This is a genomic window from Dietzia sp. DQ11-71, assembly GCF_014144995.1.
Classification (GTDB): domain Bacteria; phylum Actinomycetota; class Actinomycetes; order Mycobacteriales; family Mycobacteriaceae; genus Dietzia; species Dietzia kunjamensis.
This window is the reverse complement of sequence record NZ_JAALDT010000012.1, coordinates 1-4,060: the sequence shown is the minus strand read 5'-3', so window position 1 is coordinate 4,060 and position 4,060 is coordinate 1. Positions and strand designations below refer to the sequence as shown.

The following is a 4,060-nucleotide window of genomic DNA, read 5'->3' as shown; positions in this document are numbered from 1 at the left end:
GAGTACGAGGCCGCGTTCGCGACGCTGGTGAACGCGATCCGTGTTCACGGTGGTGACGAGCGGGCCACGTTGCGTGCGCGCCTGCTCGAGCTCCTCGAGGCGCTGCCGGTGGACGATGCACGCGTGCTGGCCGCGCGCCGGGACCTCGCGAGCGCGCTCTACTGACGCTCGGCTCCCGGCCGCTCAGGCGCCCGCGATCTCCGTCGTCGTCGGTGCCGCGTGTCGGAACCACACGGTGGCGCGGGGGCCGACCGTGATCGCCGCGGAATAGGGCCGTCCGTGGTGGGGTGCCGGCTCGGCGTGGACACCGCCGAGGTTGCCCGCGCCCGAGCCCTCGTAGGCCGAGGCGTCGGTGTTGAGGATCTCCTCCCAGTACCCGTCCTCGGGGAGCCCGATGCGGTAATCGCCGAGTGCGGCGCCGGAGAAGTTGACCACGCACGCGACGGTGTTGCCGGCGTGGTCGGTCCGCAGGAAGGACAGCGTGTTGTGGGCGGCGTCGTTGGCGTCGATCCACGAGAAGCCGGAGGGGTCGTCGTCGAGCGACCACAGGCCGGGATTGTCGGCGTAGCGGGCGTTGAGGTCCCGCACGCAGGCGAGGATGCCACGGTGATACTCGCCCTCCCAGCCCTCGAGATTCTCCCAGGCGACACCCTTGTCGGCGTCCCACTCGGTGGTCTGCCCGAACTCGAGGCCCTGGAAGAGCAGCTTCTTGCCGGGGTGCGCCCACATGTAGGCGTACAGGCTGCGGATGCCGGCCGCACGGTCCCACGAGGTGCCGGGCATACGCTCCCACATCGATCCCTTGCCGTGGACCACCTCGTCGTGGCTCAGGGGGAGGACGAAGCGCTCGCTCCAGGCGTACATCATCGAGAAGGTGATCTCGCCGTGGTGGAAACCGCGGTAGATCGGGTCGAGCCCCACGTAGCGCAGGGTGTCGTTCATCCAGCCCATGTTCCACTTCATGGAGAACCCGAGGCCGCCCGTGTAGGTGGGCGACGTGACGCCGCCCCAGGACGTGGACTCCTCGGCCACGGTGAGGAAACCGGGGTGCTCCCGGGCCAGGGTGGCGTTGACCTCCTGGAGGAACGAGATGGCCTCGAGGTTCTCCCGTCCACCGTGGATGTTGGGGGTCCACTCGCCGGCCTCGCGGGAGTAGTCGAGGTAGAGCATCGAGGCCACGGCGTCCACCCGCAGTCCGTCGATGTGGAACTCCTCGGCCCAGTAGAGGGCGTTGGCGACGAGGAAGTTGCGTACCTCGTGACGGCCGAAATCGAACACGTAGGTGCCCCAGTCGGGCTGCTCGCCGCGGCGGGGGTCGGCGTGTTCGTAGAGCGGGGTGCCGTCGAACCGGCCGAGTGACCACTCGTCCTTGGGGAAGTGCGCGGGCACCCAGTCCACCAGGACGCCGATGCCGCGCGAGTGCAGGTGGTCGATGACATAGCGCAGGTCGTCGGGGGAGCCGAACCGGCTGGTCGGGGCGTAGTAGGAGGAGACCTGGTAGCCCCACGAACCGCCGAAGGGGTGCTCGGCGACGGGCATGAGTTCCACGTGGGTGAACCCGGTCTCGGCGATGTGGTCGGCGAGCTCGTGCGCGAACTCCCGGTAGTCGAGTCCGGGTCGCCAGGATCCGACGTGGACCTCGAGGACGGTCATCGGGGAACGCGAGTGGTCGCGGGTCGCGCGGGCGGCGATCCACTCTTCGTCGTTCCACTCGTAGCCGGACGTGAACACCTTGGACCCGGTGGCGGGGGGCACCTCGGTGGCCACCGCCATGGGGTCGGCGTGGTCGATGGTCCGGCCGTCGGCGCCGCGGACGCAGTACTTGTAGACCGCGCCGTCGGCGACGTCGGGCACGAACAGTTCCCAGACCCCGGAGGATCCGATCGAGCGCATGGGCAGCGCGGTGGGGTTCCATCCGCAGAAGTCGCCGACCACGCTCATCCCGCGGGCGCCCGGCGCCCACACCGCGAAGGAGGTGCCGGTGACCGGCCCGCCCGCGGTCTCGTAGGTGCGCACGTGGGCGCCGAGGACATCCCACAGTCGTTCGTGGCGCCCTTCGCCGATGAGGTGCAGGTCGACCTCGCCCAGCGTCGGGAGGAAGCGGTAGCCGTCCGCGACGGTGCGCGTGTGGCCGTCGGGGTAGCGGACCCGGAAACGGTAGTCGGGAACGTCGGGGTCGGGCAGCGCCGCGTGGAACAGTCCGTCACCGATCGGGCGCATGGGGACGGTGCGGTCGCCGATGACGACCTCCACCTCCACCGCGCCCGGCTGGACGGTGCGCACGACGGAGCCGTCCCCGTCCCGGTGCGCGCCGTAGACGGAGTGCGGGTCGTGGTGGGTACCGGACCGGAGCCGGCCGAGGACGTCGTGCGGGATCGGCGTCGGTTCCGTGGGAGTGACGGGCCCGGGGGACGCGACGGGCGCCGTGGCCGGCGCGGGCGGTGTCGGTGACGGCGGTGACGGCGGTGATGAAGACGACGACGAGGGCGACGACGACGAGGTCTGCTCCGGCTGGAGCCGGTCGGTGGAGCGGTCCTTCTTCTTGTGCTTTGCCATGGCCGTTCGCCTCAATCCACGGTGTGCGTGCGGTAGGACAGTTCGACCCTACGTGCTTCGTCGCAGGGCGGGATCGCGATGATGTGTGCGACGGCGGTCCACGGCTCGAGCCGGACGTAGTTGCTCGACCCCCAGTGGAACTCGGAGCCCGTCACCTCGTCGCGGACGCTGAACCGGGCGTCGGCGTCGTACCCCAGGGCCGCCATGTCGAGGTGGAGGGTGCCCTCCTGGACGCCGAGGGAGTCCAGGGAGACCACCGTGAGAACGCAGTCTCCGGTGGCCGGGTCGACCTTGGAGTAGGCGATGATCTGGTCGTTGTCCACGTCGTGGAACGTCAGGGTGCGCAGCTGCTGCAGGGCGGGGTGCTCGCGGCGGACCCGGTTGAGGGTGCGCAGCCACGGGGCGAGCGACTGCCCGGCGGCCTCCGCGGCGGCGAAGTCACGGGGCCGCAGCTCGTACTTCTCCGAGTCGAGGTACTCCTCGCTGCCGTCGGCGACGGGCTGCCATTCGTAGAGCTCGTAGCCGGAGTACACGCCCCACGCGGGCGAGAGCGTCGCGGCGAGCACCGCCCGGATCGCGAACATCGCCGGGCCGCCACGTTGGAGCGACTCGTGGAGGATGTCCGGGGTGTTGGTGAACATGTTGGGGCGGGCCTCGTCGACGTGGGCCAGCAGCTGCTCGCAGAACTCCACCAACTCGGCCTTCGTGGTCTTCCACGTGAAGTAGGTGTAGGACTGCGAGAACCCGCGCTTGGCCAGTCCGAACAGCCGGGCCGGCCGGGTGAAGGCCTCCGCCAGGAACAGCACGTCCGGCTCGGTCCGCTTCACCTCGCTGATGAGGCGGTTCCAGAAGTCGGCCGGCTTGGTGTGCGGGTTGTCCACCCGGAAGATCCGTACCCCGAGGGACGTCCACAGCCGGACGACACGCAGCACCTCGGCGTAGATGCCCTCGGGGTCGGTGTCGAAGTTGACCGGGTAGATGTCCTGGTACTTCTTGGGCGGGTTCTCGGCGTAGGCGATGTGCCCGTCGGGCAGCACGGTGAACCACTCGGGGTGTTCGGCGGCCCACGGGTGGTCGGGCGCGCACTGCAGGGCCAGGTCCAGTGCGACCTCGACGCCGCGCTCCCCGGCGTAGGTCACCAGGTCCCGGAAGTCGTCGACGGTGCCGAGGTCGGGGTGGACCGCGTCGTGTCCGCCCTCGGCGGAGCCGATGGCCCACGGTGACCCGACGTCGTCGGGCCCGGGGGTCAGGGTGTTGTTGCGGCCCTTGCGGTTGATCTCGCCGATGGGGTGGATCGGCGGCAGGTACACGACGTCGAACCCGAGGTCGGCCGCGTGATCGACGTAGGAGCGCGAGGTGGTGAACGTCCCGTGGACGGGACGGCCCTCGTCGTCCCACCCGCCGGTGGAGCGGGGGAAGAACTCGTACCAGGAGCTGAACTGCGCCTCGCGACGGTCCACCCACACGCGGTGGGTCTGACCCACGGTCACGAGTTCGCGGACGG

3 protein-coding genes are annotated in these 4,060 nt (G+C 70.1%); 1 reads left to right on the top strand and 2 read right to left on the bottom strand.

The window, feature by feature from the left end; translation table 11 throughout:
* Nucleotides 1-165: tetratricopeptide repeat protein (locus G6023_RS00560; protein ID WP_182633815.1), on the top strand; the 165-nt coding region annotated here is incomplete at its 5' end.
* An 18-nt stretch (nucleotides 166-183) separates the two neighbouring features.
* Here the strand turns inward: G6023_RS00560 and glgB are convergent.
* Entirely contained in the window at nucleotides 184-2,556 is a 2,373-nt protein-coding gene (glgB, locus tag G6023_RS00555) for a 1,4-alpha-glucan branching protein GlgB (RefSeq protein WP_182633814.1), read from the bottom strand.
* 11 nt (nucleotides 2,557-2,567) lie between these two features.
* The coding region (locus tag G6023_RS00550) for an alpha-amylase family protein (RefSeq protein ID WP_182633813.1) at nucleotides 2,568-4,060 on the bottom strand (1,493 nt) is incomplete at its 5' end.

What these genes read in the sequence shown, in the direction of transcription:
- glgB (WP_182633814.1), bottom strand. Translation starts at nt 2,556, where the DNA reads ATGGCAAAGCACAAGAAGAAGGACCGCTCCACCGACCGGCTCCAGCCG.